Raw genomic sequence first — 25,425 nt, 5'->3', positions numbered from 1 at the left:
CGCGGCTCAGCCCGCCGCGGGGTCCATCGTCTCGTCCACGCCCCTGCGCACTTCGTCGCGCACCATGGCGTGCGCACGCGTGGCAAGCGCCACGCGGGTACAGACCTCGCCTGCGTCGTTCTGCCGCACCAGGGGCGGCAGGAACACGGCCTCGATCACGACGCTGCGGCTGCGCAGCACGCGCCACGCATTGCCCATCAGGCTCTCCTCGCCGACGAAGGCCGCGAAATCGCTGCGCCGTCCCTCGTGCATGAAGCACAGCGCGACCGGCTGGATGGCGACATCGAGATGGCGGGCCGGCTCGAAGAGACTGGGATGGAAGGGACGCACGTCATAGCCCGGCGAAGTCGTGCCTTCCGGGAAGAGGCCCACGGCTTCGCCGCGGTCGAAACGCAGGCGCATGGCCTCGCTGACCGCATGCACCGCGTGGCGCTGGCCACGCTCGATGAAGACCGTGCCCGCGCCCGCCACCAGCCAGCCGATGATCGGCCATTTGCGGATCTCGGCCTTGGCGACGAAGGCGGTTGCCCGCACGCTGTTCAGCACGTAGATGTCCAGCCACGAGACATGGTTGGCCACCCACAGCACCGGCGCCTGCAGCACCGGCTCGCCGCGTACCAGGATCTTGACGCCGCAAGCCGCCATCAGCGTGCGGGACCACTTGCGGTTGGCGATGGCCTTGGCACGCACGCTCATGAACGGAAATGCCGTGGCGATGATCAAGAGGCCCAGCAGGACCAGCGCCAGTGCGATCGTCAGCCGCAAGACATAACGGAGGAGACTCACGCAGCCGCTTCCCAGACGACGCGGCCGCCCACCACCGTGCTCTTCACGCGCCCCTGCAGCACCATGCCGTGGAACGGCGTGTGGTGGCTCTGGCTGAGCAGCGTGTCACGGCCCACCTTCCAGCGCGCATCGAGATCGACCAGGCAGAAATCCGCCGGCGCGCCCACGCCCAGGCGGCCGCAAGGCGGCAACGCCGGGGCGCCAGCGGCCAGGATGCCGGCAGGCTCGCTGGTGACGCGCGCCAACGCCTGCTTGAGCGGCACGCCTGCGTCTTCGGCCCACTTGATGGTCAGCGACAGCAGCAGCTCCAGGCCCGTGGCGCCGGCTTCCGCCTCGGCGAACGGCAGCAGCTTGCCATCGTCGTCCACCGGCGTGTGGTCCGAGCAGATGGCATCGATGGTGCCGTCCAGCAGCCCGGCGCGCAGGCCGTCACGGTCGCGCTGGCCGCGCAGCGGCGGCTCGACGCGGAAATTGCTGTCGTAATAGCCGATATCCACGTCGGTCAGGTGCACGTGGTTGGCCGAGACGTCGCAGGTCACGGGCAGGCCTTCGCGCTTGGCCTGGCGCACCAGGTCCACGCCCGCGGCGCTGGAGATGCGGCACAGGTGCAGGCGTGCGCCGCTGACGCGCTGCAGGTCGAACAAGGTGTTCAGCGCAATGGTTTCAGCCTGCACCGGCACGCCCGACAGGCCCAGGCGCGAGGCATAGGCGCCGCTGGCGGCCACGCCGCCGCGCGCCAGCCACGGATCCTGCGGACGCAGCCACAGCACATAGCCGAAGGTGTGCGCGTATTGCATGGTGCGCAGCAGCACGCCGGTGTCGGTCACGGCCTGGTCCGCCTGCGAGAAGGCCACGCAGCCCGCCTCGGTCAGCTCGGCCATCTCGGTGACGACCTCGCCCTTCAGGCCCACGGTCATGGCGCCCAGCGGATACAGGTGCGCCTGGTTCAATTGGCGCGCGCGGTGCTTGAGCATTTCGACCAGGCCCGGCTCGTCGAGCGGGGGATCGGTGTCGGGCGGCTGCACGAGGCTCGTCACGCCGCCGGCCAGCGCGGCCTGCATTTCGGACTCCAGCGTGGCGCGATACTCGAAGCCAGGCTCGCGCAGGCGTGCGGCCAGGTCGACCAGGCCCGGCAGCACGGCCAGTCCGGCGGCGTCCAGCGTGCGGCTCGCCTCGAAGCCGGCGGGTATCTCGCCCACGCCCACCACGCGGCCCCCGGCCACGTAGAGGTCGCAGACACGGTCGATGTCATTGGCCGGATCGATCAGCCGGCCGCCCTTGATGTGCAATTTCATCTGTGTTCTCTACCGAAAGTCAGTGCCGGCTCAGGCGCTGGCGCCCGCCACGATGCTCATGACAGCCATGCGCACCGCGATGCCGAAGGTGACCTGCTTCAGGATCACGGCCTGCTCGCCATCGGCCACGGCGGAGTCGATCTCCACGCCCCGGTTCATGGGGCCGGGGTGCATGACGATGGCGTCGGGCTTGGCCAGGGCCAGCTTCTCGCGCGTCAGGCCGTAGTGCTTGAAGTACTCGTGCGAGGACGGCAGCAGCGCGCCGCGCATGCGCTCGCTTTGCAGGCGCAGCATGATGATCACGTCCACGCCCTTCAGGCCCGCGCTCATGTCGGTGAAGACGCGCACGCCCATCTGTTCCAGGCCGCCCGGCAGCAGCGTCAGCGGCCCGATGGCGCGGACTTCCGCCACGCCCAGCGTGGTCAGCGCATGGATATCGGAACGCGCCACCCGCGAGTGCAGGATGTCGCCCACGATGGCTACGGTCAGGTTGGAGAAATCTTTCTTGAAGTGCCGGATCGTGTACATGTCCAGCAGCGCCTGCGTCGGGTGGGCATGGCGGCCGTCGCCGGCATTGACCACGTGCACGTGCGGCGCGACGTGGCGCGCGATCAGGTGCGGCGCGCCGCTGGCCTGGTGGCGCACGACGAAGAGGTCCGCCTGCATCGCCGACAGGTTGGCGATGGTGTCCAGCAGCGACTCTCCCTTGGCGGCCGAGGAGGCATTGATGTTCAGGTTGAACACGTCGGCCGACAGGCGCTTGGCCGCGATCTCGAACGTGGTGCGGGTACGGGTCGAGTTCTCGAAGAACAGGTTGAATACGCTCTTGCCGCGCAGGAGCGGCACCTTCTTGACGTCGCGCTCGGCCAGCGGCACGAAGGTCTCGGCCGTGTCCAGGATGTGCGTCAGCACGTCGCGGGGCAGGCCTTCGGTGGTCAGCAGGTGCGTCAGCTCGCCATGCCGGTTGAGCTGAGGGTTATTCATCGTCCGTTTCCTTTTCGAGGGCGAGGGCAAAGCTGCCGTCTTCCTGGCGGGTCAGCACGAGGCTGCCGTCCGGAGCCGGCTCCACCCGCGCGCCCACGGCGCAGGCAGCAACAGGCAGTTCACGTCCGCCACGGTCGAGCAGGACCGCCAGCCGGATCGAGGCGGGGCGGCCGTAGTCGAACAGTTCGTTCATGGCGGCGCGGATGGTGCGGCCGGTGAAGAGCACGTCGTCGACCACGATCAGGTGCGCGTCGGCCACCACGAAGGGGATGTCCGAAGGCTGCACCTGGGAATGCAGGCCGATGCGGTCGAAATCGTCGCGATAGAAGCTGATGTCCAGGGTGCCGGGCTTGCCGGGCAGGCCCAGGTCGGCCTGCAGGCGCTCGGCGAGCCAGGCGCCGCCGGAGTGGATGCCGACCAGGTGGACAGCGCCGGCGGGCAGCGCAGCCAGCTCGCGGCGCACAGCTTCACGCAGGCTGGCGTAGAGGGTTTCGGCGTCAGGCAGGGCGTCGGGGGTATAGACGGGAGGCGTATGGGACATGGTCAGGAAAGGGTTGCGCGATCACTGCAACTAACGGATCGCATCCAGATATCTTTGCAGAATAATAGCCGCTGCGACGGCGTCCTCGGGCGCGTGGGTGCCCAACTGCGCCTGTGCCTCCATGCTGGAGCCCCGCTCGTCGACCAGGACGACCGGCAGGCCGAAGCGCCCATGCAACTGGTTGGCGAAGCGCCGGCCCTGCAGGCTGGCGTGCTGCTCCGTGCCCGCCGAGGTCAGCGCCAGGCCGACCACCAGCCGTTGCGGCTGCCAGTCGGCCAGCAGTTGCGCGATCCGGGCGAAGCGGCCATCGCGGGTGGGGGCCAGGATGATTTCCAGGGCGCCCGCACGGCGCGTGACGGTATTGCCCAGGGCCACGCCCAGCTTGCGCGTGCCGAAATCGAAGGCCAGCAGCGTCTCGTCGGCGCCAGCGCCCGGGGGAGCGGCAAGGTCGAGCACGGTGACGCCCGTGCCCTGCCCCACCGAAGGCAGCGGTTTTTCCGGGACCGGCTCAGGCATGCCCGGCGCCACCCGACAGCATGACCGGATCGATGCCCAGCAGCTTCAGGGCAGCCGGGTAGCGCTCTTCCGGCGCCACGTCGAAGATGATGCCCTGGTCGGAGGACATGCTCAGCCAGGCGTTCTGCGACAACTCGCTTTCGAGCTGGCCCGCGCCCCAGCCCGCATAACCCAGGGTGACCAGCATGCGGGGCGGGCCGTTGCCGTCGGCCACGGCCTGCAGCACATCGCGCGAGGTGGTGAGCGCGAGCTCTCCGAGGCGGATGCTGGAGGTGTAGTCGCCCGGCGGCGCATGCAGCACGAAGCCCCGGTCCGTCTGCACCGGTCCGCCGAAGAACACCGGCGCGTCGCGCGCGGGCATGATCTCCAGCTTCATGTCGATGCGTTCGAAGAGCGAACCCAGCGTCAGGTCGGTGGGCCGGTTGATGACCAGGCCCAGCGCCCCGCGCTCGGTGTGTTCGCAGACGTAGATGAGCGTGCCGGCCAGGCTGCCTTCGACCATGCCGGGCATGGCGAGCAGGAACTGGTTGGACAAGTCGATGGCAACGCCAACCGGCGTCGGGCCGTTGTCGGCGACGGGTTCTTTGCTTGCTGTCATGGCGCCCCCCTCCATCGGGTAGTGAAACTTTGCTGGCTGCCCTTGCGCGAAATCAGATTTCCATCAGCTCGAAATCTTCCTTGCGCGCGCCGCATTCGGGACAGACCCAGTTCGGCGGCACGTCTTCCCAGCGGGTGCCGGGAGCGATGCCCTCCTCGGGCAGGCCTGCTTCTTCTTCGTAGACCCAGCCACAGATCAGACACATCCAGGTTTTCATGCTTGATTTCTCTCGTTTCGTTCGGGACGACGCGCCGGCCGGCACGACGCCGGGCGAACGATACGCGACCTTCCCCTACAATGGGGTCAATCTTACCGAAACCCAACCGGCGCTGCCCGGGGTCCGCGCGGAAAGCCGGCACATGCGCCTGGCCTCCTCGCCGCAGCCCGCGCGCCGCCGCAACCTGATGCCGTAGCCGTGGCCGCCATTCCGACTCCCCCCCTCGTCCTGCTCTTCGGCCCGGTCGACCCGACCGGCGCCGACGGCCTGCCCGCCGATGCCATCACCTGCGCGGCGCTGGGCGCCCACGGGCTGGCCTCTCCCACCGCGCTGACGGTGCAGGACAGCGCCAGCATCGAAGACGTCGTACCCCTGCCCCCCGAGCAGATCGACGACCAGGCCCGCTGCCTGCTCGAGGACATGGCCGTGCAGGCCATCAAGGTGGGCACGCTCTATACCCCCGAGGCCGTCAGCGCCGTGGCCCAGGTGGCCGCCGACTACAGCCACCTGCCGCTGGTGCTGCACCTGGGCGGCCAGGGCCTGCCCGTGGGCGACGCCGCCGAGCAGGAAGACGCCGAGGACGTGCTGGGCGCGACCTTCGAGCTGCTGCTGCCGCAAGCCGACGTGGTCGTGGTCGACCACCTCCTGCTCCTGCGCTGGCACGCCGAGGGTTTCCTGGAAACCAACGAAGCCTCGGATGCCTACCTGGCGCTGCTGTCCGCCGGGGCCGACTGGGTGCTGACGCTGGGCCATGCCCTGCAGGCGGGACACCGCAACAGCCTCTTGTCCGGCCCCGACCAGCAGACGGCCTCGTGGCCCTGGCAGGCCCCGCCCGAGCGCACCGGCGACACCGGCGGCGCGCTGGCCGCGGCGCTGGCCGTCTGGCTGGCGCACGGCCTGACGGTGCCCCAGGCCGCAGAACGCGCCATTGCCTACGCGGACGCCGCGCTGGGCAGTGCCTTCCGGCCCGGCATGGGCCGCCACATCGCCAACAGGATGATCCGCCTATGACCGATATCCCCCACGCCGCCCCGCCTTCCCCCGCCACGCCGGCCACCCGCCTGCCCCGCGGCCTGTATGGCATCACCCCCGAGTGGGACGACACCGACCGCCTGCTGGCCGCCATCCGCGCCGCCGCCCGCGGCGGCCTGCGCACGCTGCAATTGCGTCGCAAGACCGTCTCGCTCCCCTTCAAGCATCAGCAGGCCATCGCCGTGCGCGACGTGTGCCGCGAGCTGGGCGTGGTCTTCATCCTGAACGACCACTGGCGCCTGGCGCAGGAACTGGGCGCCGACGGCGTGCACCTGGGCCGAGAAGACGGCGATCTGGCGCTGGTGCGCCAGAGCGTGGGCGACAGCCTGCTCATCGGCGCATCCTGCTATGACGACATCGGCCGCGCGCGCGACCTGCTGGATGCGGGCGCCGACTACATCGCCTTCGGCGCGGTCCATCCCTCTCCCACCAAGCCGCAGGCCGTGCGCGCGCCGCTGTCGCTGCTGGGCGAAGCCCGCACGCTGACCGATGCGCTGCCCGCGCCCCGCCCGGCCGTCGTCGCCATCGGCGGCATCACGCCCGATAACGCCGGGGCCGTCGCCGAGGCCGGCGCCGACGCGCTGGCGCTCATCAGCGGGCTGTTCGAGGCGCCGGACGTCGAAGCCGCCGCGCGCGCCTGCTCCGCCCTGTACACGCAGGCCTGAGCGGCCGCGACATGACACATCCCTCACCCTTGCCCATCCGTCAGGACACCCAACCCGCCATGTCCCGCAACGAAGACCTCTTCACCCGTGCCGCCCGCAGCATTCCCGGCGGCGTGAACTCCCCCGTGCGCGCCTTCCGCTCCGTCGGCGGCACGCCGCGCTTCATCGCCCGCGCCCAAGGCCCCTACATCTGGGATGCGGAAGGCACGCGCTATATCGACTACGTGGGCTCGTGGGGTCCGGCCATCCTGGGCCACGCCCATCCCGAGGTGATCCGCGCGGTGCAGGAAGCCGCCGTCAACGGCCTGTCCTTCGGCGCCCCCACCGAAGCCGAAGTCGAGATCGCCGAAGCGCTGATCGCGCGCCTGCCCTCGCTGCAACAGGTGCGCCTGGTGAGCTCGGGCACCGAAGCCACCATGAGCGCCATCCGCCTGGCGCGCGGCGCCACGGGCCGCAACAAGATCGTGAAGTTCGAGGGCTGCTACCACGGCCACGCCGACAGCCTGCTGGTCAAGGCGGGCTCCGGCCTGCTCACCTTCGGCAACCCGACCTCGGCGGGCGTGCCGGCCGAATTCGTGGCCCACACGCTGGTGCTGGACTACAACGACCAGGCCGCCGTCGAGGCCGCCTTCGCGCAGCACGGCCAGGACATCGCCTGCGTGATCGTCGAACCCGTGGCCGGCAACATGAACCTGGTGCGCCCCGCCGCCGGCTTCCTGCAGGCGCTGCGCGACCAGTGCACGCAGCACGGCGCCCTGCTGATCTTCGACGAGGTCATGACGGGCTTTCGCGTCGGCCCGCAAGGCGTGCAAGGCTTGACGGGCGTGACGCCCGACCTGACGACGCTGGCCAAGGTGATCGGCGGCGGCATGCCGGTGGGCGCCTTCGGCGGCCGCGCGGACATCATGGCGCACGTGGCGCCCGTGGGCGGGGTCTACCAGGCCGGCACGCTGTCGGGCAACCCGGTGGCCGTGGCCGCGGGCCTGGCCACGCTGCGCCTGATCGGCGAGCCCGGCTTCCATGACCGCCTGGGCGCGCAAACCGAAAAACTGGTGCAGGGCCTGTCCGCCCGCGCACAAGCGGCCGGCGTGACCTTCAGCGCCGATTCACTGGGCGGCATGTTCGGCCTGTATTTCGGCGCCAAGGTGCCGACCTCGCTGGCGGAAGTGTCGGCCTGCGACACACAGGCCTTCACCCGCTTCTTCCACGGCATGCTGTCCGAAGGCGTGCACTTCGCGCCGTCGGCATTCGAAGCCGGGTTCGTGTCGGCCACGCATGATGACGCCGTCATCGAGGCGACCCTGGATGCGGCGGAAAGGGTGTTTGCGCGGCTTTGAGTCTTTGCCGGGATTGATTTGTCTTGGTGGGGTTCCGAGACCGCCGGGTTGACGGCCGCCGCGGCTGGGCGGGACGGCGGGCGCCTTCTGCGGGGGGCGGGGCGCTGTGGGCGCCCCACCACGCGGCAGGCGGCCGACGGCACGACCACACTCGGCGGCCGTCAACGAAGCGGTCTAAAACACCACCCCCGCCCCCCGCCTCTGCCTCAACCACCGCGGCAAATCCTCGGCCCCCAACGGCTCCGCATACAAAAACCCCTGGGCAGCCTGCGCCCCACATTCAGACAGGAACTTCCGCTGCGCCTCGGTCTCCACGCCCTCCACCACCACGGCCAGATTCAGGCTGGCGCCGATCCCGACCACGGCGCGCGTCAACGCCCGCACCATCCGGTCGTGGTCCAGCCCCTGGATGAAGCCACGGTCCAGCTTCAGTTCGTCGACGGGTAGATCGCGCAGGCGCGCCAGGCTGGAATAGCCGGTGCCGAAGTCGTCCACCGACAGCCGCACGCCCAGGGCGTGGACGGCGTGGATCATGCGGGCCGATTCGGCGTCGGGGTCCATGTAGACGCTTTCCGTCAGCTCCAGCGTCAGGTCGCTGGGCGCCAGGCCGCAAGCCGACAGCACGGCCGCCACCTGCTCGGCCAGGTCCGGATTGCGGAACTGCGTCGGCGACAGGTTCACCGACACCGATGGCACTTTCGCGCCCGCCGCGCGCCAGCGGGCCAGTTGCTGGCAGGCTTCGCGCACGGCCCAGGTGCCGATCTGGTCGATCAGGCCGCAGGCCTCCGCCAGCGGCACGAAATTGTCCGGCAGGATTTCCCCCAGGCGGGGATGCTGCCAGCGCGCCAGCGCCTCGACGCCATAGAGCTCGCCGTCGGCCAGGCGCAGCTGGGGTTGATACCGCAGCAGCAACTCGCCCTGCGTGGACAAGGCGCGGCCCAGCGCCACCTGCAAGGCGCGGCGGTCGGCGTTGCGGTCCGTTGCCTGGGCGTCGACCAGGCCCAGCTGGCACACCCGGGCCTGCAGCGCATCGCGCTCCAGGGCCAGGCGGGCGTGCTGCACGGCCAGGTCGATGACGGGCACGGGCAGCAGGGCTTTCGGGTCGCCGCCACGCGCATACGCGCAGAAGAATCCCAACAGCGCGCCATCATCGCCGCGCAGCGCGCGTTCCACGGCCAGCGTCCAGCCCTGTTCGGCCAGCCAGGCCGTGATCGGCGCGATGTCGGGATCGCCATGCAGGTCGTTCAGGCAGGCGGGCTGGCAGCCGCGCAAGCGGTCCGCATACCCTGGCGGCAGGCCGCCGGCCATCGTGGCCAGCAGGCCGCCCGCGGGGTCGCGGCGCACCACGGCGACCGCGGCATTGGGCGCAAGCGTGAAGACTTCCCGGCACAGGCCTTGCAGGAACGCCACCGTGGCAACGCCACCCGAAGCGTCTTCCAGCAGGCGCTGGTGTGCTGCCAGCAGGTCCAGCAACTCGGGTGCGGCAGGTGAAAAAGAGGAGTCAGGCATGGGCGCTCGGCAGGCGGCGTCGCCGCCGGCTAGGCCGTCACGCCATCGTCGGCGTAGATGCGATTGCGGCCCAGCTGCTTGGCACGGTAAAGCGCCCGGTCGGCGCGGTCAATCGCAGCGGAGAAATTCTCGCCAGGCTGGTAGCGCGCCACGCCGATGCTGACCGTCAGGCTCAGCGTGTGGCCCGCCACGGTCAGGGGCGCCAGGCGCAGGCCTTCCTGCACCTGCGCAGCCGCTTGCCGTGCGCCATCCAGCGACGATTGCGGCAGGATCAGCACGAACTCCTCGCCGCCCCACCGCGCGCACAGCGCATCGCCCTCGATGTTGCTGGCCAGCGTGTGGGCCATCTCGACCAGGACGCGGTCGCCGACCTCATGGCCGTACTGATCGTTGACGCTCTTGAAATGGTCCACGTCGATCACGGCGATGCAATAGCTCTCGCCGCCCGCCGCGACCATCGCGGTCTCGTCGCGCAGGCGCTCCATCACCATGCGGCGGTTATAGAGCCCGGTCAGCGGATCACGGTGCGAGGCCTCGCGCAGCGCCTCGTTCAGGTCCCGCATCATTTCCTGGTAACGGTCGGAGATGCGCGCCACCTTGCCGATACGCTTCATCTGGCGTTCGAAGCGTTCGTTGATGCTCATCTCGCGTTCGCGCGCCATGGCCTGGTACGCGTCCGAGATGTAGGTGATGCGCTCGATGCGTGCCATCTGGCTCTGCGACTGTTCCCACAGGTCGGACAGCGCCGCACGCAGCGGATGTCCTTCATGACCGGGGTCTGCCAGCAGACGCTGGATGCGCGCCTCGAGGTCCTCTCCGTGCGTTTTCATTACCGGCTCGTGATCTCGAACGGAAAGGAACAATCTTCCTTGAATTCCTCGGCCAGTTCGGCGACGCGCTCGTTCTGCTGGTCATAGACCCAGCGCAGCGACACGTCACGCTTGGCGCGATAGGCTTCCTCGACGAGGTCGAGGATGTCCATCATGGCCTTGACGCTGCTGGTGTTCAGGTACAGCAGCTCAAGCTCCAGGCGCAGCGGCTTGTCGGTGCTGCCCAGGTATTCCTCGACCCAGCGGATCACGGGACCGAACAGCTCGAAGGAGTTCTCGGGATAGGAGTCGCCCCGCATGTGCAGGATGCCCCGCTCGAAATCGGCCGAGACACTGGGCGTCGACTGGGTGGCGGAAATATTCAGGTCGTTCATGGTCGTTGGCAAGTAGTTCGGGGTCAGATGACCACGCTCAAACTGAAGAATGCGCGCTGGCCGATGGTGTGGCTGAGCGTCGCGCTGAGGGGTGCGCTGGACTTGCGCGCGATGTCGATGAGACCCAGGCCGGCGCCGGTGGCGGCCTCCTGGTCGCGCGGCTTGCGCAGTTGTTCCTTGTAGAGCGCCTTGAGCGCGTTCTTGTCGAGGCCCGACAGCGACTCCACGGCCTTCAGCAGCGCCTGGCCGTCCTCGGGCTCGACGCTGTTGCCTGCCGACACCACGTAGCGGCCCAGGTCATCGCGGGCGATGACCACCGTGGCGGCCGAATCCAGCTCGGAAAAGCCTCGCGTGACGGCGTAATGGCGGATGTTCTGCGTCATTTCAATATAGACCGCGAACACGTCGGTGGCAGCACGAGGCTGCGCCTGTTCCTGCTCCAGGTAGTTCTTCAGCGCCTTGCCGATTTCTTCAATGAGGCTGCGCGAAATCGGGCCATTGAAGCAGAGCAGCGTGCGGTCGCTATTGAACCGCTCGCGCAGCGCGTATAGCTCGGGGGCATTCATGGTGCGTCGTATCCTGTCGGAAAGCGATCAATCAAATCGGAAAGCCAATATCGTAATGTCGTCGCGCTGGGGGTTCTCACCCTGGTAATGCGTCAGGCGCTGTGCAAATGCCTCGGATTGCTCCGCAAGCGGCATTCTCGCGCACTCCTTCAGCATTTGCGTGAACCGTGTGTTACCGAAACCAAATCCATGGTCGCCGCCCGACTGGTCGAGGAAGCCGTCGGTGCTGAGATAGAACGTCCAGCCTTGCGACAGGTCAAGCGCGATATTGTCCAGCTCGGGCTCGCGGCGGTCGAACAGGCCGCGGCGCCCGCCCTTGAACTCGCGCACCTGCTCGCCATCGCTGGCATAGAGCGAGATCTTGGCGCCCGCGAAACGCAAGGCCTTGGCCTCGCGGTCGACGTAGACCAGGCCGGCATCCAGGTTCGTGGCCAGCGCACGCGGCAATTGGGCATCGGCCAGCATGCTGCGCAAGGTCTGGTCGGTGCGCGCCAGGATGGCGGCCGGATCGCGCGGGCCGCATTCGGCGATGGCGCCATCGATGGCCGCCCGGGCCAGCATGGTCATCAGCGCGCCCGGCACGCCATGGCCGGCGCAATCCACCACGCCCAGCAGGCAGTTGGCGCCATCGGCATGGAACACATAGAAGTCCCCGCCCACCACATCACGCGGCTTCCACAGCACGAAGTGGCGCACGCCCAGCGACTGGGTCAGCTGGCGATCCGGCAGGATGGCCTGCTGGATGAGGCTGGCGTAGTCGATGGAGTCGCCAATCTTCTTCTGTGCCACCGCCATCTCGCGGTTGGCGGCCTCGAGCGCCGACGTGCGCTCGCGCACCTTCGACTCGAGCTCGGCCGTATGGCTGCGCACCTTGTCGGCCATCATGCCGAAGGCACGGGTCAGGTCGCCGATCTCGTCCTTGCCACGGCTCGGCAGCGACACTTCATAGCGCCCCTGGGCAATGGCGCGCGCCGAATGCTGCAGGCGGCGCAGCGGCGACAGCACGAGCCGCTCGACCAGATAGCCGAAGCCAAGCAGCAGCGCACCCAGCAGCAGGACGAGGGTGAGCAGCGTGGGCAGCATCCAGTCGCGGTCGAGGATCTTGGCCGCGCGCAGGTCCACGGCGGTCAGGACATACCAGTTCAGCTCGGGCACGAAGGCCAGGGCCAGCAGTTGCGGGCGGCCTTCCATGGTGACGTTCAGCGCCTGCACCGATCCGCGTTCGGCGCGCGCGCGCAGCATCGCATCATGCAGGGCGTCCTTGCCGGCGCTGTCATCCACGAGATCGGACAGGCGGCTGTCGCTGGTCGAGGGACCGATGGCCGAGTTCAGCGCGATGCGCGTCTTGTCGGGATGGGCCTGGATGGCGCCATTGGCATCCAGCACGACCGGCGTCACGCCCACTTCGCCCGTATTGACGAAGTCGGACAGGAAGTCGCTCAGGTCCAGGCTGGCCCCGGCCAGCCCCAGCGGCGTGTCGCCATCCTTGATCAGGACGTTGAGCCAGATACGGGTCAAGCCCAGTTCGCGGTCGGTATTGATGTTGAGCGTGTAGTCCGACCCGCCCATGACGGTCACGTAGAACCAGCTGTCCTTCGGGTTCGCCCGCTCCAGCGTGTAGCGCGAGGCGTCGGAGAACGGCTTCTCGTCGTCGTTGTAGTAATAGTTGCCCGACGACTCGCTGACCAGGAAATAGGCGCGGTCGGCGAGGTCACGGCGATAGCTTTCGGCTTCGCGAAAGAACATGGCGCGGCGGGCCGGGTCGTTTTCGGCGCGCAGCCACTGGTGCGTCAACTCGGAATTCGCCAGGCGGCGCGACAGCGCCAGTTCACGCGACAGCGGCCCCAGGATGCGCTGCAGGTTCAGCTGCGTGAAATTGCGCGCATAGGCCGCGCCAAAATGTTCCCTGACGTTGTCGACGGCCAGCCAGCCGGCGAGCCCCGCGGGCACCAGGGCCAGCAGGCATGCCAGGATCAGCGCCACCAGCGATTTACCACGCAAACCCAGGTGGGCCATGTTGTCAGACTTCCGGAAAATGGTCGTAGAAGGCCAGTCCGCGCCGCGCGGTTTACCGGCAAGGGAAATGCCGCAAGTCCTGGAAAACACGCCGCCAGGACGTGCGAAGATCTGGCGGGCGCATGGCGGGAAACGGCCGCCACGCCTGCAAACAGTAGGTCCCAGACGCCAAAACTGCCACTCGTTTCTCGGCGAGCGGCAGCAGGTTGCGGATTTTATCACCCGCCCATGACGGCGCCTTGACGAAAAATACTGAGTGCATACACAGTATTAAGTTCGCCACAATGGAACAATCAGGGTTACATTTGCAGCGATCAAGCGTGGCAGTGGCCACTTCATCGCTATCCAGAAAGCAACAATGACTGATCATCCAGACCTCGAGACCCGACCGCTACCCGACGGACATGATGACCTGCGCGTCTGGCTGCGCATCATGACCTGTTTCAACCTCGTCCAGACCGAGATGCGCACCCGGCTGCGGGAACGCTTCGACATCACCCTGCCCCGCTTCGACCTGCTCGCCCAGCTCGAGCGCGTTCCCGACGGCCTGAAGATGGGGGAATTGTCGCGCCGCATGATGGTCACCAACGGCAACATCACGGGCATCACCCAGCAGTTGGAGAAGGAAGGCCTGATCTCCCGCAGCAACGCCGCCAGCGACCGCCGCGTGTCGGTCCTGCGCCTGACGCCGCAAGGTCGCAAGGCCTTCGCCGTCATGGCGCGAGAGCACGAAGCGTGGATCAAGCGTCTCTTCAGCGACCTGAGCGACCAGGACCGCGAGACGCTGTACCGTGGCCTGAGCCTGCTGAAGGTGAGCGTGCGACGCAACCGCGTCGCACCCGATCAGTAGCGCGACGGCGCGCCTGGACGGCTGTCAGGGCTCGGGCCGTTCCTTGGCCAGCTCCAGACGGAAATCCACGGCCTCGGGCACGGGCGCCTGGCCTTTCAGCAGCCGGGGCGTATCCGACACCATCACCGAACCCGGACGCCATGTGTCCGGCTTTCCCACAGCGCTGCCGCTGGCGTCCAGCCAGCGGTACCGGTAATAGAAGTCGTAGGGCTTCTTGCCCAGGGGTTGCAGCGCTGCCTCGACGACCAGCAGCCCCGCTGCCTGAGAGGTGGCAAAGCGCTGGATGCGCACGCCGCTCACGCCTTTCCCGCCCTCGATTTTCTGCGCGACCTCCGCCGTCGCGGCATAGCGTGGCACGCCCGCCCCGTTCCCGCCCGACAGGGGCGGCAAGCTGCATCCGGCCAGGGCCAGCAAGGCGGCCAGGCATGCCACCGGGACCTGGCGGCGCACGTTGGCGAAACGTGGATTCATGGTGCTCTCACATCGCGAAAAGCGACAGGATACGGCATGACAGGCATCGCCGGCAGTGGACGATGACGTCCCGCGGACATGCATGCCCTGCCAGGATTGGTCATAATGGGGGATCAAGGACGCACTCCTTCCTGTCACCAAAACCATAGAGACGCAGCATGGCGGTCAACCTGAACATTCCTGACGATTCCGACGTTTTCGCCGTTCCGGGCGTGGAGATCGGCGTCACCGAAGCCGGTGTGCGCAAGGCCAACCGGCGCGACCTCACCGTATTCCGCCTTGCCGAGGGCAGCACCGTCGCAGGCGTCTTCACCCGCAACCGTTTCCGCGCCGCGCCCGTCCAGGTCTGCGAAGCCCACCTGTCGGCAGGGCTGCCCATCCGCGCGCTGGTCATCAACACCGGCAACGCCAATGCCGGCACCGGTCCGCAAGGCCTGGCCGCGGCCAACGCCACCTGCGACGCGCTGGCCAAGGCCTTGCAGCTCGACGCCCGCCAGGTGCTGCCCTTCTCCACCGGCGTCATCCTCGAGCAGCTTCCGGTCGACCGCATCGTGGCCGGCCTGCCCGCCGCCATCGGCAAGCTGGGCCCGGACAACTGGGTGCAAGCCGCGCACGGCATCATGACCACCGACACGCTGCCCAAGATCCACTCCTCGCGCCACGCGCTGGACGGCAAGACGGTCACCATCACCGGCGTGAGCAAGGGCGCGGGCATGATCCGTCCCAACATGGCCACCATGCTGGGCTACCTGGCCACCGACGCCGGCATCGCCCAGCCGCTGCTGACCGAACTGGCGCGCGAACTGGCCGACGTGTCCTTCAACCGCATCACCGTCGACGGCGATACGTCCACCAACGATTCGTTCATCGTCATCGCCACCGGCAAAAGCGGCCTGTCGATCGAAAGCCGCCAGGACCCCCACTTTCCCGCCGTGCGCGCAGCGCTGGCAGCGGCCGCCACCGATCTTGCACAGAAGATCGTGCGCGACGCCGAAGGCGCCACGAAGTTCATGACCATCCGCGTCGAGGAAGCCGCCGACACCGAGGAAGCGCTCAAGGTGGCCTATGCCGTCGCCCACTCGCCCCTGGTCAAGACCGCCTTCTACGCCTCGGACCCCAACCTGGGCCGCATCCTGGCCGCCGTCGGCTACGCCGGCATCGCCGACCTCGACACCGCCACCGTGCGGCTGTGGCTGGACGACGTGCTGGTCGCCACCGGCGGCGGCCGCAATCCCGACTACCGCGAGGAAGACGGGCAGCGCGTCATGAAGCAGGCCGAGATCCTGGTGCGCATCGCGCTGGGCCGCGGCCACGTGGCCGACACGGTCTACACCTGCGACTTCTCGCACGAGTACGTCAGCATCAACGCCGACTACCGTTCCTGATCGCCCAGGCCTCGCAACACAGGCAGCGCCCCATGGATAGCGTCGACCTCGAAGTCCTCCACCGCAGCAACCAGTGGCTGGCCCAGGGGCGCCGCGCCCTGCTGGTCACGGTGGTGCAGACCTGGGGCTCGTCGCCCAGGCCCGAAGGCGCCATGCTGGTCGTGCGCGAGGACGGCGCCGTGACAGGCTCGGTCTCGGGCGGCTGCATCGAGGACGACATCATCGACCGCGTGCGCCGCCAGGGCATCACCGATGGCCTGCCGCAATCGTTGCGCTACGGCGTCAGCGCCGACGAAGCGCACCGCTTCGGCCTGCCCTGCGGCGGCACCATCCAGCTCGTCATGGAACCCCTCACCGCCGCCAGCGGCATCGACGCCCTGCTGGCGCGCGTGCAGGCCGGCGAGCTCGTGCAGCGCACGCTGGACATGAAAACCGGCAGCGCCACGCTCACCCGCGCCAGCGCCCGGGACATGCTGGCATTCGACGGCGAGCACCTGATCACGGTGCACGGACCGCGCTATCGCATGCTGGTGATCGGCGCTGGACAGCTGTCGGAATACCTGTGCCAGGCCGCCCTGGGCCTGGATTTCCGCGTCACGGTCTGCGACCCGCGCGAGGAATACGCAGACAACTGGCCCGTGCAGGGTGTCGAGCTCGTGCGCGACATGCCCGATGACGTGGTCATGGCCATGAACCTGGACGAGCGTTGCGCCGTCATCACGCTCACGCACGATCCCAAGCTCGACGACCTGGCGCTGATGGAAGCGCTGCGCACCCCGGCTTTCTACATCGGCGCGCTGGGATCGCGGCGCAACAACGAGGCACGCCGCGAGCGCCTGCTGGCGTTCGACCTGACGCTGGCCCAGGTTGCGCGCCTGCGCGGGCCGGCCGGCATCTACATCGGCAGCAAGACGCCCCCCGAAATCGCCATCTCGATCCTGGCCGAAGTCATTGCCGCGAAGAACAACGTCTCGCTGCCCGATATCCTGGGCGTCGAGGGCGCCAAGCACGCCAGGAAAATCGCCGCGAACACGGCCTCCGGCTGCCTGGTCAGCCCCCCTCGCTGACCCGGCGGCCGCCCCGGGCCAGGGTCAGGCCTGGCGCCACTTCAGCCATCCCTGCGCGCGCAGCGCGCAGGCCGGACACGTGCCGCAACCGTAGCCCCAGCCATGGCGCGCGCCGCGCTCGCCCAGGTAGCAGGTGTGGCTGCGCTCGACGATCAAGTCGACCAGCGCATCGCCGCCCAGCGCGCGGGCCAACGCCCAGGTCTGGGCTTTGTCCAGCCACATCAGCGGCGTCTCGATCAGCACGCGCGTGCCCATGCCCAGGCCCAGTGCAACCTGCTGCGCCTTGATGGTGTCGTCGCGGCAGTCGGGATAGCCGGAAAAATCCGTCTCGCACATGCCCCCCACCAGCACGTCCAGGCCACGGCGGTAGCCCAGCGCCGCGGCCAGCGTCAGGAAAAGCAGGTTGCGGCCAGGCACGAAGGTATTGGGCAGGCCGTTGGCCTGCATCTCGATGGCGCGGTCCTGGGTCAGCGCCGTATCCGACACCTGGCCCAGCACGCCCAGGTCCAGCAGGTGGTCCTCGCCCAGGCGGGCAGCCCATTCGGGGAACTGCGCACGCACGCCGGCCAGCACCTCCAGCCGCGCATCGAGCTCGATGCGATGGCGCTGGCCGTAGTCGAAAGCCACCGTCTCCACGTGCGCATAGCGCGACAAGGCCCAGGCCAGGCAGGTCGAGGAGTCCTGGCCGCCGGAAAACAGCACCAGCGCGCGGCGCTCGGCGGACAGGACAGCGGGAGAGGGAGCGGACATGAGGCACTTCCTGAAGCAATGAGATCAGGCGCACTGTACCGCTACGGCGGCAGGCCCGTCGAACCCCTGCCGCGGCGCCGGCTTGCCGCCCCCAAGGGGCCTGCTTTCCGTCTCGCGGCGGCCCACCGCCAAAAAGTGCCATACTTTCCCCGCGATCCCGCTTCCGCAGCAACCCGCGTCCTCGTTCAAACAAGACAAGATCAGCCTGACCGGCCCTTTGGAGACCCGCCTTGCGCACGCCCCGCCCGCAGTCCTCTTCCGATGAACCCCTGCGCGACGGCATCCGGCTGCTGGGCCGGCTGCTTGGCGAAGTCATCAAGGAATGCGAGGGCAAGCCCGCTTTCGACACCATCGAGACGCTGCGCCGCTCGGCCGTGCGCTTCCGGCGCGAAGGCCGCGCGGCCGACGCGCGCCGCATGCGTGACAAGGTGGGCCAGCTGCGCGGCGAAGACGCGAACGCCGTCGCGCGCGCCTTCAGCTACTTCCTGCACCTGGCCAACATCGCCGAGGACCACGAACAGAACAAGCAGCAGCGCGCCGACACGCTGGCGCAGACCGCGCCCGCGCGCGGCAGCGTGCGCGGCGCCCTGGCGGTGCTGAAGGAACAGGGGGTGACGGGCGCGCGCCTGCGCAAGCTGCTGGCCGACGCCTGCGTGGTGCCCGTGCTGACCGCCCACCCCACCGAAGTGCAACGCAAGAGCACGCTGGACCTGCACCGCCTGATCGCCCAGGCGCTGGCGCGCCGCGAAGGCGAGCTGACGGGGTCCGAACGCGAGGACATCGACCTGGAGCTGCTGGGCCGCATCACCACCTTGTGGCAGACCCGCATGCTGCGCGAGTCGCGCCTGACCGTGGCCGACGAGATCGAGAACGCGCTGTCCTACTACCGCAGCACCTTCCTGCCCGTGATCCCGCGGCTGTATGCGGATCTGGCGCGGCTGGTGGAAGGCGAGCCCCGCTCGCCCTTCGCCGCCGCGCCCGAACCGCTGCAGCCCTTCCTGCGCATGGGCAGCTGGATCGGCGGCGATCGCGACGGCAACCCGAACGTCGATGCCGGGACGCTGGAGCACGCCCTGCTGCGCCAGGCCACCGTGCTGTTCGACCATTACCTGCTGGAAGTCCATGCGCTGGGCCAGGAGCTCTCCGCCACCCGCTGGCTCACGCAGGTATCGCCGGCCCTGCTGGCATTGGGCGAGACAGGCGGCGACGATTCGCCGCACCGCCGTGACGAGCCCTATCGGCGCGCGCTGGTGGGCATGTACAACCGCGTCGCCGCCACGGCGCAGGCGTTGACCGGCCAGGACCTGGCGCGCCGGCCCACGCGCCCCGCGCCCGCCTATGCCGCCCCCGCCGAGCTGGCTGCCGACCTGGCCGTGCTGGCCGAGTCGCTCGCGGCCCACCACGGCGCGCCCGTCGCCCGCCTGCGCCTGAACGCGCTGCGCCAGTCCGTCGAGGTCTTCGGCTTCCACCTGGCCACGCTGGACCTGCGCCAGAGCTCGGATGTGCATGAGCGCACCCTGACCGAACTCTTCCAGCGCGCCGGCGTCCAGCACGAGGGCGCGCTGCTGGACTACGCCAGCCTGGACGAAGCCCAACGCGTCGCGCTCCTGCGCGCCGAACTCGCGCAAGGGCGTCCGCTGGCCTCGCCCTGGATCGAATACAGCGAGGAAACGCGCCGCGAGATGGCCGTGCTGCGCGCCGCCGCCGAGGGCCGCGCCCGCTACGGCGAGGCCGCCCTGCGCCAGACCATCGTCTCGCACACCGAAACCCTGAGCGACCTGCTGGAAGTGCTGGTGCTGCAGAAGGAAACCGGCCTGCTGCCCGCGCCGGGCGCCGACGGCAGCCCCGCGCCCGATGGCGGCCTGATGGTGGTGCCGCTCTTCGAAACCATTCCCGACCTGGAGAACGGTCCGGACATCATGGCCCGCTTCCTGGACCTGCCCGAGGTGCGCGCCCGCGTGCGCGGCGCCCAGGGCGGCGTGCAGGAAGTCATGCTGGGCTATTCGGACAGCAACAAGGACGGCGGCTTCCTGACCTCGAACTGGGCGCTTTACCAGGCCGAACGCGCGCTGGTGGACGTGTTCAACGAACGCGGCATCGCGCTGCGGCTCTTCCACGGCCGCGGCGGCACGGTGGGACGCGGCGGCGGCTCCAGCTTCGATGCCATCCTGGCGCAGCCGCCCGGCACGGTCGCCGGGCAGATCCGCCTGACCGAGCAGGGCGAGGTCATCCAGAGCAAGTACAAGGATGCCGAAGTGGGCCGCTGGCACCTGGAGCTGCTGGTCTCGGCCACGCTGGAAGCCAGCCAGGCGCCGCGTTCGCGCGCGGCCAGCGACGAGGACGCCTACATGGCGCGCTATGGCGACGTCGTGTCGCACCTGTCCGAGGCGGCGCAGCGCGCCTATCGCTCCCTGGTCTACGACACCCCCGGCTTCGCGCAGTACTTCTTCGCCGCCACGCCCATCAACGAGATCGCGGGCCTGAATATCGGCTCGCGCCCGGCCTCGCGCAAGGGGGGCCAGCGCATCGAGGACCTGCGCGCCATCCCCTGGGGCTTCTCGTGGTCGCAATGCCGCCTGCTGCTGACGGGCTGGTACGGCGTGGGCACGGCCATCCAGGACTACCTGGCCGACGGCGCGCCGGGCGCCCCCGGCAGCCGCAAGGCGCGCCTGGCCCAGCTGCGCGAGATGGCCGGCGCCTGGCCCTTCTTCCGGGTGCTGCTGTCGAACATGGAGATGGTGCTGGCCAAGACGGATCTGGCGATTGCGGCGCGCTATGCCGAGCTGGTGCCGCAGAAGGCGCTGCGCGAGCGCATCTTCGGCCGCATTGCCGACGAGCACGCGCGCACCCTGGCCGTGTTCAAGGAGATCACGCAACGGGAGCTGCTGGCCGACAACCCCGCGCTGGCGGCCTCGCTGCGCGAGCGCTTCGCCTACATCGACCCGCTGAACGCCTTGCAGGTGGAAGTGCTGCGCCGGCACCGCGCGGGCCTGAAGCGCGGCACGGCGCTGGCCGACACGCCCAAGCCCATGCAGCGCGCCATCCACCTGACCATCAACGGAATCGCGGCCGGCCTGCGCAATTCGGGCTGAGCCATGACGCGTCCGCGCACCATGACCACGATCCTGGTCCTGGCCTCCCTGCTCGCCGTGCTGGCGGCAGCCTGGGGCGCGCTGGCGCTGTGGGTGCAGTTCCCGGCCCCGCCGCCCCGGCGCATCCTGATGGCCTGCCTGTGGATGGCGGCCATGCTGGCCCTGCTGGTGCTGGCCTGGCAGGGGCGCAGCCTGCTGCCGCTCATCGGACACGTGCTGCTGCTGGCCTTGCTGGCGGCATGGTGGCTGGGCATCCAGCCGTCGAACACGCGCGACTGGGCGGACGATGTCTCGCGGCCCTCCACCGGCGAGATCCACGGCGACATCGCCACGCTGCACGATGTGCGCAATTTCGACTGGCGCACGGCCACGGACTACACCCCGCGCTGGGAGACGCGCCAATACGACCTGTCCACGCTGCGCGACGTGGACATGATCCTGTCGTACTGGACCATCGAGCCCATCGCCCACACCCTGGTGTCCTTCGGCTTCGAGAATGGCGAGCGCGTGGTGTTCTCGGTCGAAATCCGCAAGGAGCGCCACGAAAGCTTCTCGGCGCTGGGCGGTTTCTTCAAGCAGTTCGAGGCCAGCGTCATCGCGGCGGACGAACGCGACATCGTGCGGGTGCGCAGCAACGTGCGCAACGAGCGCGTGTTCCTGTACAAGGTGCAGATGCCGCAGCCGGTCATGCGCTCGCTCTTCGCGGCCTATGTGCAAGAGGCCAACCGGCTGTCGGCCGAACCGCGCTTCTACAACACGCTGACCGAGAACTGCACCACCATCGTCTACGGCATGATGCGGCGCCTGGTCGACGGCCTGCCCATGAACTGGCGGCTGCTGGCCTCGGGCTATCTGCCGGCCTATGTCCATGCGCGCGACGCGCTGGCGCCCGGCGTGGCGCTGGATGTGCTGCGCGAACGCGGCCACATCAATGCCCGCGCGCATGCGGCCGGCGACGCGCCGGATTTCTCGCAACGCATCCGCGCGGGCGTGCCCGGTTACTGAGCGCCGGCCACGTCCCGCCGGCGGCTACATGGTCGCCGACAAGCCGCCGTCCACGGCCAGGATCTGCCCCGTCACGAACCCTGACTCGCGCGCGGCCAGGAACACCATGGCGCTGGCCAGGTCTTCCGGCGTGCCCCAGCGCCCCGCGGGCGTGCGGCGGCGCAGCCAGGCATCGAACTCGCCATCGCCATGCAAGGCCTGGGTCAGGTCGGTGCGGATGTAGCCCGGCGCCAGGGCGTTCACGGTGACGCCACGCGCGGCCAGCTCCGCCGACCATTGCCGCACCAGGGCGTGCAAGGCCCCCTTGGCGGCGGTATACGCCGTGACGTTCTCACGGCCCAGGATGGCGGTGATGGACCCGGTGAAGACGATGCGGCCATGCCCGCGCGCCGCCATGCCGCGGGCGGCGTGACGCGCCAGCGCCCATTGCGCGGTCAGGTTCGTGAACAGCACGCGCTGGAAATCCGCCAGGTCGAATTCCAGCAGCGGCGCGCGATGCTGCACCCCGGCATTGGCGAACAGGATGTCCACCGGCCCCACGCGGGCTTCGGCCGCGTCCATGGCGGCGGTGGCGCCCTGCAGGTCATCCACGTCGAAGACCACGGCCTCGGCGCGGATGCCAGCCTCGCCCAGCTCGCGCACCGTGCGGGCCGCCCGGCCTGCATCGCGGCCGTTGACCAGCACGCGGGCGCCCTGCCGTCCCAGCGCGAACGCGCAGGCGCGGCCGATGCCGCGGCTGGCGCCCAGCACCAGCGCTACCTGGCCCGCCAGGGAAAAGAGCGGCCCCGTGCCGCAGCCCGGATCAGAAGCCAACCTTGTCTCCGCCCTTCAGGTCCAGGATGCGGCGCGCCTCGGCGGGCGTGGCCACCTCCATGTCCAGCGCCTCGATGATGGTGCGGATGCGCGTGACCTGCGCGGCATTGGATTCGGCCAGCTTGCCCGGCCCCAGCCACAGGGAATCTTCCAGGCCCACCCGCACGTGCGAGCCCATGGTCAGGCCCATCGTGGCCAGCGGCAGCTGGTTGCGGCCCGCCCCCAGGATGGACCATTGGTACTGGTCGCCGAAAAGCCGGTCGGCGGTGCGGCGCATGTGCATCAGGTCTTCCGGGCTGGGACCGATGCCGCCCAGGATGCCGAACACCGACTGCACGAAGAACGGGCCTTTCACCAGGCCACGGTCGTGGAAGTGCGCCAGGTTGTACAGGTGGCTGATGTCGTAGCACTCGAACTCGAAGCGCGTGCCGTTGTCGGTGCCGCGCTTCAGGATCGTCTCGATGTCCTGGTAGGTGTTCTTGAAGACCAGGTCGCGGCTGTTCTCCAGGTGCTGGCGCTCCCACTCGTGTTCGAAGGTGTCGAAGCGCTTGAGCATCGGGAACAGCCCGAAATTCATGGACCCCATGTTCAGCGAGGCGACCTCGGGCTGGTAGGTCATGGCCGGGCGCATGCGCTCTTCGACGGTCATGTGCGGGCTGCCGCCCGTGGTGATGTTCACCACCGCGTCGGTGGCGGCCTTGATCTTGTCCAGGAAAGGCTTGAAGAAGGCCGGATCCTGCGTGGGGCGGCCATCCCTGGGATCGCGCGCGTGCAGATGCAGGATGGCCGCGCCGGCCTGGGCCGCGCCGATGGCGGCATCGGCGATCTCGTCGGCCGTCACCGGCAGGTGCGGCGACATGCTGGGAGTGTGGATGGCGCCCGTGGCGGCGCAGGTGATGATGACTTTTCGCTTCGTTGCCATGACTGTCTCCGCAAAGAGGGGTATCAGGATGTCTTGCCGTCGTCGGCGGCGAAGCCCTGCTTCAGGGCCGCCAGCCGCATCAATCGTTCGTCGCGCCAGATGCGCCGCTCGGCCAGTTCCGCGGCCGGCAGTGCCGCGCGGCGCTCGGCGTGCAGGCGTGCCACCAGCGCTGGCGGCCAGGGGTCGCTGTCGGCCTGCTCGCGGGCGATGGATTCATACATGCCCCCGTAGCGCGCGCAGTAATCGGCCAGCCCCTCGGGCGCGTTCAGGTCGATGGTCTCGAACGGCCCCATGAAGGACCAGCGCAGGCCCAGGCCGTCGCGGATCGTGCGGTCCAGGCCCTCGGCGTCCACATAGCCCTGCGCGTACAGGCGGAAGGCCTCGCGCAGCAAGGCGCCTTGCAGGCGGTTCAGGACGAAGCCCTCCAGTTCGCGGCGCACGATCACCGGCGCCTGCTTCACGCGTTCCATCAGCGCCGCGGCGCGCCGCAGCACCTCTGGCTCGGTCCACGGTGCGCCACAGATCTCCACGACCGGCACCAGGTAAGGCGGGTTGACGGGATGTGCGATCACGCAGCGTCCCCGCCCCGGCAGGTCTTCCGTGAAGGCCGAGGCCGGGATGCTGGACGTGGAGCTGGCCAGGATCGCGGCGGGCGGCGCGACGGCGTCCAGGCGCGCGTGGATCTCGCGCTTGATCTCGACGCGCTCGGGCAGGCTTTCCTGGACATAGTCCACGCCCGCCAGCGCCGCCTCCAGCGTCGGGCAAGGCTGCAGGCGCGCCACGATGGCCGGCACGTCCTGCACCAGGCCATGCGCCGCCAGCGCCTGCAGTTGCGCGGCGATCAGGTCCACGGCGCGCGACAGGGCCTGGGCGTCGCCATCCCACAGCCGCACCGTCAGGCCGGCCCTGGCGAACACGATCGCCCAGCCCTGGCCGATGAGGCCCGTTCCCACCACGGCAACGGCGCCGTCCTGCTGCGTATCCATGCGTGCTCCTCAGCTCAGTTTCTGCGTATGGCCGTCCACCACCAGTTCCTGGCCGGACAGGTTGATGGCCGCGTCGCTCACGGCGAACAAGGCCATGTTCGCGATGTCTTCCGCCGTCACCATGCGGCCCAGGGCGGCCTGGCTTTCATAGGCATGCGTCACCGCTTCAAGCGGCAGGCCAGTGGTCGCGGCCTTGGCCGCGATCACGGCGCGGATGCGCGGCCCGTCCACGGCGCCGGGCAGGATCGCGTTGACGCGGATGCCATCGGCGCCCAGCTCGATGGCCAGGGACTTGGTGAAGCCCACCACCGCCCACTTGGAGGCCGAATAGGGCGAGCGCCCCGGGAAGCCCAGGTGCCCGGCGGCGGAAGACAGATTGAGGATGGAAGGGTTCACGCCGCGCCGCAGCCGCGGCACCGCCAGCCTCGCGCACAGGAACTGGCCGGTGATGTTCACGTCCAGCGTGCGGCGCCAGTCGGCCAGCGACAGCGTCTCGACCCCGCCCGTGGGGCCGGCCACGCCCGCGTTGTTGACCAGGATGTCCAGCCCGCCCAGGCAGGCGTCCGCAGCCTCGAACAACGCGGCCACGCTGGCCTCGTCGGACACGTCGGCGCTGATGCCCTGCAGCCCCGGCAGGGATTTCCGTGCCGCCGCCAGCGCCGCCTCGTCCACGTCGCAGACGAACACCTTGGCGCCCGCGCCGCGGAAGGCCCGCGCGATGGCCAGGCCGATGCCGCTGGCGCCCGCCGTCACCAGCACGCGGCGGCTTGAGAGGGTCTTGTCACCAAACATGATGCTGCTCCTTGCGTGAAGAATTG

General features: G+C 69.1%; 27 protein-coding genes. 9 read left to right on the top strand and 18 right to left on the bottom strand.

The genetic code is table 11. The annotated features are described in order from the left end of the window. Positions 1-6: 6 nt before the first annotated feature. From ODI_RS03285 to ODI_RS03255, 7 genes are read right to left on the bottom strand one after another with little or no spacing between them, the layout of a single operon-like run. Positions 7-786, bottom strand: a complete 780-nt coding sequence (locus ODI_RS03285; protein ID WP_067756701.1) for a lysophospholipid acyltransferase family protein — start codon at positions 784-786, stop codon at positions 7-9. Further along, entirely contained in the window at positions 783-2,081 is a 1,299-nt protein-coding gene (locus ODI_RS03280) for a dihydroorotase (RefSeq protein WP_067756704.1), read from the bottom strand. Before ODI_RS03280 ends, ODI_RS03285 begins: the two co-directional genes overlap by 4 nt. A gap of 30 nt (positions 2,082-2,111) precedes the next feature. Continuing rightward, positions 2,112-3,065, bottom strand: coding sequence for an aspartate carbamoyltransferase catalytic subunit (locus ODI_RS03275; RefSeq protein WP_067756707.1), 954 nt, complete (start codon positions 3,063-3,065; stop codon positions 2,112-2,114). After that, positions 3,058-3,606, bottom strand: a complete 549-nt coding sequence (gene pyrR, locus ODI_RS03270; RefSeq protein ID WP_067756710.1) for a bifunctional pyr operon transcriptional regulator/uracil phosphoribosyltransferase PyrR — start codon at positions 3,604-3,606, stop codon at positions 3,058-3,060. Before pyrR ends, ODI_RS03275 begins: the two co-directional genes overlap by 8 nt. 30 nt (positions 3,607-3,636) lie before the next feature. Further along, positions 3,637-4,122, bottom strand: coding sequence for a Holliday junction resolvase RuvX (gene ruvX / locus ODI_RS03265; RefSeq protein WP_082985407.1), 486 nt, complete (start codon positions 4,120-4,122; stop codon positions 3,637-3,639). Beyond that, on the bottom strand, positions 4,115-4,720 hold the full coding sequence (locus tag ODI_RS03260) for a YqgE/AlgH family protein (RefSeq protein WP_067756735.1): 606 nt from the start codon (positions 4,718-4,720) through the stop codon (positions 4,115-4,117). The genes ruvX and ODI_RS03260 overlap by 8 nt, the downstream gene beginning before the upstream one ends. Positions 4,721-4,772: 52 nt before the next feature. Beyond that, positions 4,773-4,937, bottom strand: coding sequence for a rubredoxin (locus tag ODI_RS03255; protein WP_067756713.1), 165 nt, complete (start codon positions 4,935-4,937; stop codon positions 4,773-4,775). On the opposite strand from ODI_RS03255, the gene ODI_RS03250 reads away from it, so the two are divergent. Genes ODI_RS03250 through hemL form a run of 4 tightly spaced genes read left to right on the top strand, consistent with a single transcriptional unit; the run spans position 4,936 to position 7,971 of the window. Further along, complete coding sequence (locus ODI_RS03250; RefSeq protein ID WP_067756716.1) at positions 4,936-5,133, top strand: hypothetical protein; 198 nt, start codon at positions 4,936-4,938, stop codon at positions 5,131-5,133. The genes ODI_RS03255 and ODI_RS03250 overlap by 2 nt on opposite strands. Positions 5,134-5,135: 2 nt before the next feature. Then, positions 5,136-5,948: a bifunctional hydroxymethylpyrimidine kinase/phosphomethylpyrimidine kinase gene (thiD, locus tag ODI_RS03245; RefSeq protein WP_231968181.1), complete on the top strand. Its 813-nt coding sequence runs from the start codon at positions 5,136-5,138 to the stop codon at positions 5,946-5,948. Beyond that, positions 5,945-6,634: a thiamine phosphate synthase gene (gene thiE / locus ODI_RS03240; protein WP_098020825.1), complete on the top strand. Its 690-nt coding sequence runs from the start codon at positions 5,945-5,947 to the stop codon at positions 6,632-6,634. Before thiD ends, thiE begins: the two co-directional genes overlap by 4 nt. A gap of 59 nt (positions 6,635-6,693) precedes the next feature. Then, on the top strand, positions 6,694-7,971 hold the full coding sequence (gene hemL, locus ODI_RS03235; protein WP_067757890.1) for a glutamate-1-semialdehyde 2,1-aminomutase: 1,278 nt from the start codon (positions 6,694-6,696) through the stop codon (positions 7,969-7,971). A 174-nt stretch (positions 7,972-8,145) separates the two neighbouring features. On the opposite strand, the gene ODI_RS03230 is transcribed toward hemL, so the two are convergent. Genes ODI_RS03230 through siaA form a run of 5 tightly spaced genes read right to left on the bottom strand, consistent with a single transcriptional unit; the run spans position 8,146 to position 13,266 of the window. Continuing rightward, positions 8,146-9,480, bottom strand: a complete 1,335-nt coding sequence (locus ODI_RS03230; RefSeq protein WP_082985376.1) for a putative bifunctional diguanylate cyclase/phosphodiesterase — start codon at positions 9,478-9,480, stop codon at positions 8,146-8,148. A 29-nt stretch (positions 9,481-9,509) separates the two neighbouring features. Then, positions 9,510-10,310, bottom strand: coding sequence for a biofilm regulation diguanylate cyclase SiaD (gene siaD, locus ODI_RS03225; protein WP_067755843.1), 801 nt, complete (start codon positions 10,308-10,310; stop codon positions 9,510-9,512). After that, positions 10,310-10,684 (bottom strand): biofilm regulation phosphoprotein SiaC, encoded by a 375-nt coding sequence (gene siaC / locus ODI_RS03220; RefSeq protein ID WP_067755839.1) that lies wholly within the window; start codon positions 10,682-10,684, stop codon positions 10,310-10,312. Before siaC ends, siaD begins: the two co-directional genes overlap by 1 nt. Positions 10,685-10,707: 23 nt before the next feature. Continuing rightward, positions 10,708-11,250, bottom strand: coding sequence for a biofilm regulation protein kinase SiaB (siaB, locus tag ODI_RS03215; protein WP_067755836.1), 543 nt, complete (start codon positions 11,248-11,250; stop codon positions 10,708-10,710). Between the two features lie 27 nt (positions 11,251-11,277). After that, a complete protein-coding gene (gene siaA / locus ODI_RS03210; protein ID WP_098020824.1) occupies positions 11,278-13,266 on the bottom strand; it encodes a biofilm regulation protein phosphatase SiaA in 1,989 nt (662 codons plus the stop codon). Positions 13,267-13,624: 358 nt separating this feature from the next. On the opposite strand from siaA, the gene ODI_RS03205 reads away from it, so the two are divergent. Further along, positions 13,625-14,116 carry a MarR family winged helix-turn-helix transcriptional regulator gene (locus ODI_RS03205; RefSeq protein WP_067755833.1) on the top strand — a complete coding sequence of 164 codons (492 nt, stop codon included), beginning with the start codon at positions 13,625-13,627 and terminating at the stop codon, positions 14,114-14,116. 24 nt (positions 14,117-14,140) lie between these two features. Here the strand turns inward: ODI_RS03205 and ODI_RS03200 are convergent, their stop codons facing one another. Further along, on the bottom strand, positions 14,141-14,587 hold the full coding sequence (locus ODI_RS03200) for a DUF1425 domain-containing protein (protein WP_067755831.1): 447 nt from the start codon (positions 14,585-14,587) through the stop codon (positions 14,141-14,143). Between the two features lie 158 nt (positions 14,588-14,745). Here ODI_RS03200 and argJ point away from each other — a divergent pair, with 158 nt between their 5' ends. Further along, the gene (gene argJ, locus ODI_RS03195) at positions 14,746-15,972 is read left to right on the top strand and encodes a bifunctional glutamate N-acetyltransferase/amino-acid acetyltransferase ArgJ (RefSeq protein ID WP_067755829.1); all 1,227 of its coding nucleotides are present in this window, start codon (positions 14,746-14,748) and stop codon (positions 15,970-15,972) included. A gap of 32 nt (positions 15,973-16,004) precedes the next feature. Further along, positions 16,005-17,039 carry an XdhC family protein gene (locus ODI_RS03190; RefSeq protein WP_067755826.1) on the top strand — a complete coding sequence of 345 codons (1,035 nt, stop codon included), beginning with the start codon at positions 16,005-16,007 and terminating at the stop codon, positions 17,037-17,039. Between the two features lie 24 nt (positions 17,040-17,063). On the opposite strand, the gene queC is transcribed toward ODI_RS03190, so the two are convergent. Then, positions 17,064-17,789: a 7-cyano-7-deazaguanine synthase QueC gene (gene queC, locus ODI_RS03185; protein WP_067755824.1), complete on the bottom strand. Its 726-nt coding sequence runs from the start codon at positions 17,787-17,789 to the stop codon at positions 17,064-17,066. Positions 17,790-18,019: 230 nt separating this feature from the next. Here queC and ppc point away from each other — a divergent pair, with 230 nt between their 5' ends. Both ppc and ODI_RS03175 read left to right on the top strand, forming a co-directional pair. Then, positions 18,020-20,881, top strand: a complete 2,862-nt coding sequence (gene ppc / locus ODI_RS03180; RefSeq protein WP_067755821.1) for a phosphoenolpyruvate carboxylase — start codon at positions 18,020-18,022, stop codon at positions 20,879-20,881. Positions 20,882-20,902: 21 nt separating this feature from the next. Continuing rightward, a complete protein-coding gene (locus ODI_RS03175) occupies positions 20,903-21,886 on the top strand; it encodes an Lnb N-terminal periplasmic domain-containing protein (RefSeq protein WP_098020974.1) in 984 nt (327 codons plus the stop codon). 24 nt (positions 21,887-21,910) lie between these two features. Here ODI_RS03175 and ODI_RS03170 read toward each other — a convergent pair whose 3' ends face one another. The 4 genes from ODI_RS03170 to ODI_RS03155 are packed head-to-tail and all read right to left on the bottom strand — an operon-like array spanning position 21,911 to position 25,399. Beyond that, positions 21,911-22,699 (bottom strand): SDR family NAD(P)-dependent oxidoreductase, encoded by a 789-nt coding sequence (locus ODI_RS03170; protein ID WP_067755817.1) that lies wholly within the window; start codon positions 22,697-22,699, stop codon positions 21,911-21,913. Further along, on the bottom strand, positions 22,689-23,621 hold the full coding sequence (locus ODI_RS03165; RefSeq protein ID WP_067755814.1) for a BKACE family enzyme: 933 nt from the start codon (positions 23,619-23,621) through the stop codon (positions 22,689-22,691). The genes ODI_RS03170 and ODI_RS03165 overlap by 11 nt, the downstream gene beginning before the upstream one ends. A 23-nt stretch (positions 23,622-23,644) precedes the next feature. Next, positions 23,645-24,607 (bottom strand): 3-hydroxyacyl-CoA dehydrogenase, encoded by a 963-nt coding sequence (locus ODI_RS03160; RefSeq protein WP_067755812.1) that lies wholly within the window; start codon positions 24,605-24,607, stop codon positions 23,645-23,647. Between the two features lie 9 nt (positions 24,608-24,616). Next, positions 24,617-25,399, bottom strand: coding sequence for an SDR family oxidoreductase (locus tag ODI_RS03155; protein WP_067755809.1), 783 nt, complete (start codon positions 25,397-25,399; stop codon positions 24,617-24,619). Positions 25,400-25,425: the final 26 nt, after the last annotated feature.

Source organism: Orrella dioscoreae (assembly GCF_900089455.2).
GTDB classification, from domain to species: Bacteria; Pseudomonadota; Gammaproteobacteria; order Burkholderiales; family Burkholderiaceae_B; genus Orrella; species Orrella dioscoreae.
Note: the sequence above shows the minus strand (reverse complement) of the source record. Positions and strands in the feature narration are given on the sequence as shown.

Bases quoted from the DNA above. Each gene is read 5' to 3' on its own strand.
- ODI_RS03280 (WP_067756704.1), bottom strand. From the start codon at position 2,081: ATGAAATTGCACATCAAGGGCGGCCGGCTGATCGATCCGGCCAATGAC.
- ODI_RS03275 (WP_067756707.1), bottom strand. From the start codon at position 3,065: ATGAATAACCCTCAGCTCAACCGGCATGGCGAGCTGACGCACCTGCTG.
- pyrR (WP_067756710.1), bottom strand. From the start codon at position 3,606: ATGTCCCATACGCCTCCCGTCTATACCCCCGACGCCCTGCCTGACGCC.
- ruvX (WP_082985407.1), bottom strand. From the start codon at position 4,122: ATGCCTGAGCCGGTCCCGGAAAAACCGCTGCCTTCGGTGGGGCAGGGC.
- ODI_RS03260 (WP_067756735.1), bottom strand. From the start codon at position 4,720: ATGACAGCAAGCAAAGAACCCGTCGCCGACAACGGCCCGACGCCGGTT.
- ODI_RS03250 (WP_067756716.1), top strand. From the start codon at position 4,936: ATGCTTGATTTCTCTCGTTTCGTTCGGGACGACGCGCCGGCCGGCACG.
- ODI_RS03255 (WP_067756713.1), bottom strand. From the start codon at position 4,937: ATGAAAACCTGGATGTGTCTGATCTGTGGCTGGGTCTACGAAGAAGAA.
- thiE (WP_098020825.1), top strand. From the start codon at position 5,945: ATGACCGATATCCCCCACGCCGCCCCGCCTTCCCCCGCCACGCCGGCC.
- hemL (WP_067757890.1), top strand. From the start codon at position 6,694: ATGTCCCGCAACGAAGACCTCTTCACCCGTGCCGCCCGCAGCATTCCC.
- ODI_RS03230 (WP_082985376.1), bottom strand. From the start codon at position 9,480: ATGCCTGACTCCTCTTTTTCACCTGCCGCACCCGAGTTGCTGGACCTG.
- siaD (WP_067755843.1), bottom strand. From the start codon at position 10,310: ATGAAAACGCACGGAGAGGACCTCGAGGCGCGCATCCAGCGTCTGCTG.
- siaC (WP_067755839.1), bottom strand. From the start codon at position 10,684: ATGAACGACCTGAATATTTCCGCCACCCAGTCGACGCCCAGTGTCTCG.
- siaB (WP_067755836.1), bottom strand. From the start codon at position 11,250: ATGAATGCCCCCGAGCTATACGCGCTGCGCGAGCGGTTCAATAGCGAC.
- siaA (WP_098020824.1), bottom strand. From the start codon at position 13,266: ATGGCCCACCTGGGTTTGCGTGGTAAATCGCTGGTGGCGCTGATCCTG.
- ODI_RS03205 (WP_067755833.1), top strand. From the start codon at position 13,625: ATGACTGATCATCCAGACCTCGAGACCCGACCGCTACCCGACGGACAT.
- ODI_RS03200 (WP_067755831.1), bottom strand. From the start codon at position 14,587: ATGAATCCACGTTTCGCCAACGTGCGCCGCCAGGTCCCGGTGGCATGC.
- argJ (WP_067755829.1), top strand. From the start codon at position 14,746: ATGGCGGTCAACCTGAACATTCCTGACGATTCCGACGTTTTCGCCGTT.
- ODI_RS03190 (WP_067755826.1), top strand. From the start codon at position 16,005: ATGGATAGCGTCGACCTCGAAGTCCTCCACCGCAGCAACCAGTGGCTG.
- queC (WP_067755824.1), bottom strand. From the start codon at position 17,789: ATGTCCGCTCCCTCTCCCGCTGTCCTGTCCGCCGAGCGCCGCGCGCTG.
- ODI_RS03175 (WP_098020974.1), top strand. From the start codon at position 20,903: ATGACCACGATCCTGGTCCTGGCCTCCCTGCTCGCCGTGCTGGCGGCA.
- ODI_RS03165 (WP_067755814.1), bottom strand. From the start codon at position 23,621: ATGGCAACGAAGCGAAAAGTCATCATCACCTGCGCCGCCACGGGCGCC.
- ODI_RS03160 (WP_067755812.1), bottom strand. From the start codon at position 24,607: ATGGATACGCAGCAGGACGGCGCCGTTGCCGTGGTGGGAACGGGCCTC.
- ODI_RS03155 (WP_067755809.1), bottom strand. From the start codon at position 25,399: ATGTTTGGTGACAAGACCCTCTCAAGCCGCCGCGTGCTGGTGACGGCG.